This is a genomic window from Rhodococcus sp. NPDC003348, assembly GCF_053589375.1.
In genome coordinates, this window is the sequence record NZ_JBSFRT010000085.1 from 1 (window position 1) to 3,467 (window position 3,467).

At 55.7% G+C, this 3,467-nt stretch carries 2 rRNA genes; both read right to left on the reverse strand.

The window, feature by feature from the left end:
- Positions 1-66: 66 nt before the first annotated feature.
- Positions 67-183 (reverse strand): 5S ribosomal RNA (gene rrf / locus ACWDU4_RS28115).
- Positions 184-291: 108 nt separating this feature from the next.
- Positions 292-3,421 (reverse strand): 23S ribosomal RNA (locus tag ACWDU4_RS28120).
- Positions 3,422-3,467 lie beyond the last annotated feature (46 nt).

The following is a 3,467-nucleotide window of genomic DNA, read 5'->3' on the forward strand; positions in this document are numbered from 1 at the left end:
CCCCAGAAATGCCGAATGCCCGGGACCAGAAGAAAACTCCTGATCCCGGGCAACCGGGGATGTTATGTACGGCGGTGTCCTACTCTCCCACACCCTGTCGAGTGCAGTACCATCGGCGCTGGAGGGCTTAGCTTCCGGGTTCGGAATGGGACCGGGCGTTTCCCCTCCGCTATGGCCGCCGTAACTCTGTGAAACTGTCACACACGGATCAGAGAAAAACCAAACCGGTTTCTCGATCCGATACAACATGTGTGTTGTTTCAGATACCGCACAGTGGACGCGTAGCTTCTTTGTGGTAAGTCCTCGGCCTATTAGTACCAGTCACCTGCACACGTTACCGTGCTTCCAGTTCTGGCCTATCAACCCGGTGGTCTGCCGGGGGCCTTACCCCCTCGAGGGGGTGAGAAACCTCATCTTGGAACAGGCTTCCCGCTTAGATGCTTTCAGCGGTTATCCCTTCCGAACGTAGCTAACCAGCAGTGCCCTTGGCAGGACAACTGGCACACCAGAGGTTCGTCCGTCCCGGTCCTCTCGTACTAGGGACAGCCTTCCTCAAGTTTCTAACGCGCGCGGCGGATAGAGACCGAACTGTCTCACGACGTTCTAAACCCAGCTCGCGTGCCGCTTTAATGGGCGAACAGCCCAACCCTTGGGACCTACTCCAGCCCCAGGATGCGACGAGCCGACATCGAGGTGCCAAACCATCCCGTCGATATGGACTCTTGGGGAAGATCAGCCTGTTATCCCCGGGGTACCTTTTATCCGTTGAGCGACACCGCTTCCACATGCCGGTGCCGGATCACTAGTCCCGACTTTCGTCCCTGCTCGACCTGTCAGTCTCACAGTCAAGCTCCCTTGTGCACTTGCACTCAACACCTGATTGCCAACCAGGCTGAGGGAACCTTTGGGCGCCTCCGTTACATTTTGGGAGGCAACCGCCCCAGTTAAACTACCCACCAGGCACTGTCCCTGAACCAGATCATGGTCCGAGGTTAGATGTCCAATACGATCAGAGTGGTATTTCAACAACGACTCCACGAACACTGGCGTGCCCGCTTCACAGTCTCCCACCTATCCTACACAAACCGAACCGAACACCAATACCAAGCTATAGTGAAGGTCCCGGGGTCTTTTCGTCCTGCCGCGCGTAACGAGCATCTTTACTCGTAATGCAATTTCGCCGAGTCTATGGTTGAGACAGCTGAGAAGTCGTTACGCCATTCGTGCAGGTCGGAACTTACCCGACAAGGAATTTCGCTACCTTAGGATGGTTATAGTTACCACCGCCGTTTACTGGGGCTTAAATTCTCAGCTTCGCTCCGAAGAGCTAACCGGTCCTCTTAACCTTCCAGCACCGGGCAGGCGTCAGTCCGTATACATCGTCTTACGACTTCGCACGGACCTGTGTTTTTAGTAAACAGTCGCTTCTCACTGGTCTCTGCGACCCCCACCAGCTCACCAAGCAAGTTGGATCACCAGCAGAGGTCCCCCTTCTCCCGAAGTTACGGGGGCATTTTGCCGAGTTCCTTAACCATAGTTATCTCGATCGCCTTGGTATTCTCTACCTGACCACCTGTGTCGGTTTGGGGTACGGGCCGTGTGAAAACTCGCTAGAGGCTTTTCTCGGCAGCATAGGATCACTGAATTCGCCTCAATCGGCTACGCATCACGTCTCAGGATATGTGCGACCCGGATTTGCCTAGGCCACTCCCTACACGCTTACACCAGTATTACCACTGACTGGCCCAGCTACCTTCCTGCGTCACCCCATCGCTTGGCTACTACCAGCTCGGATCACGCGCATCCCCCGACCCGGGCACCCGAAGGTGCTTAGGCCGGCTTCAGGGCGCTTAGCATCACTGATTCACCATTGACGCGTTCACACGGGTACGGGAATATCAACCCGTTGTCCATCGGCTACGCCTGTCGGCCTCGTCTTAGGTCCCGACTCACCCTGGGCGGATTAACCTGGCCCAGGAACCCTTGGTCATTCGGCGGACAAGTTTCTCACTTGTCTTTCGCTACTCATGCCTGCATTCTCACTCGTGCAGCCTCCACACCTGGATCACTCCGGCGCTTCCATGGCTGCACGACGCTCCCCTACCCATCCACACACCTGGCTCGTCCTCCGTAGAAAACGAGCGGGCTTATGTGAATGCCGCGGCTTCGGTGGTGTACTTGAGCCCCGCTACATTGTCGGCGCAGGATCACTTGACCAGTGAGCTATTACGCACTCTTTCAAGGGTGGCTGCTTCTAAGCCAACCTCCTGGTTGTCTTCGCGACCCCACATCCTTTTCCACTTAGTACACGCTTAGGGACCTTAGCCGGCGATCTGGGCTGTTTCCCTCTCGACTACGAAGCTTATCCCCCGCAGTCTCACTGCCGCGCTCTCACTCACCGGCATTCGGAGTTTGGCTGATTTCGGTAAGCTTGTGGGCCCCCTAGACCATCCAGTAGCTCTACCTCCGGTGAGAAACACGCGACGCTGCACCTAAATGCATTTCGGGGAGAACCAGCTATCACGGAGTTTGATTGGCCTTTCACCCCTACCCACAGCTCATCCCCTCAGTTTTCAACCTAAGTGGGTTCGGGCCTCCACGACGTCTTACCGTCGCTTCACCCTGGCCATGGGTAGATCACTCCGCTTCGGGTCTAGAACATGCCACTAAAACGCCCTATTCGGACTCGCTTTCGCTACGGCTACCCCACACGGGTTAACCTCGCGACATGCCACTAACTCGCAGGCTCATTCTTCAAAAGGCACGCCATCACCCCCCACCCGAAGGTGCAAAGGCTCTGACGGATTGTAAGCGCACGGTTTCAGGTACTATTTCACTCCCCTCCCGGGGTACTTTTCACCTTTCCCTCACGGTACTAGTCCGCTATCGGTCACCAGGGAGTATTCAGGCTTATCGGGTGGTCCCGACAGATTCACAGCAGATTTCACGGGCCCGCTGCTACTTGGGTGTTCACTACGACAGTCACCATGTTTTCGTCTACGGGACTCTCACCCTCTACGACAGGCCGTTCCAGACCACTTCGACTAACACGATGATTTTTTACTGTCGGCCGATCCGGCAGAATCGACAAAATGAATCCCACAACCCCACGCACACAACCCCTGCCGGGTATCACATGTACATGGTTTGGCCTCTTCCGCTTTCGCTCGCCACTACTCACGGAATCACGGTTGTTTTCTCTTCCTGTGGGTACTGAGATGTTTCACTTCCCCACGTTCCCTCCACACACCCTATATATTCAGGTGCGGGTAACACGACATCACTCGTGCTGGGTTTCCCCATTCGGAAATCCTCGGATCTCAGCTCGGTTGACAGCTCCCCGAGGCTTATCGCAGCCTCCTACGTCCTTCATCGGCTCCTGGTGCCAAGGCATCCACCGTACGCTCTTCATTACTTACAACAAAGATGCTCGCGTCCACTGTGCAGTTCTCAAACAACACACAAAC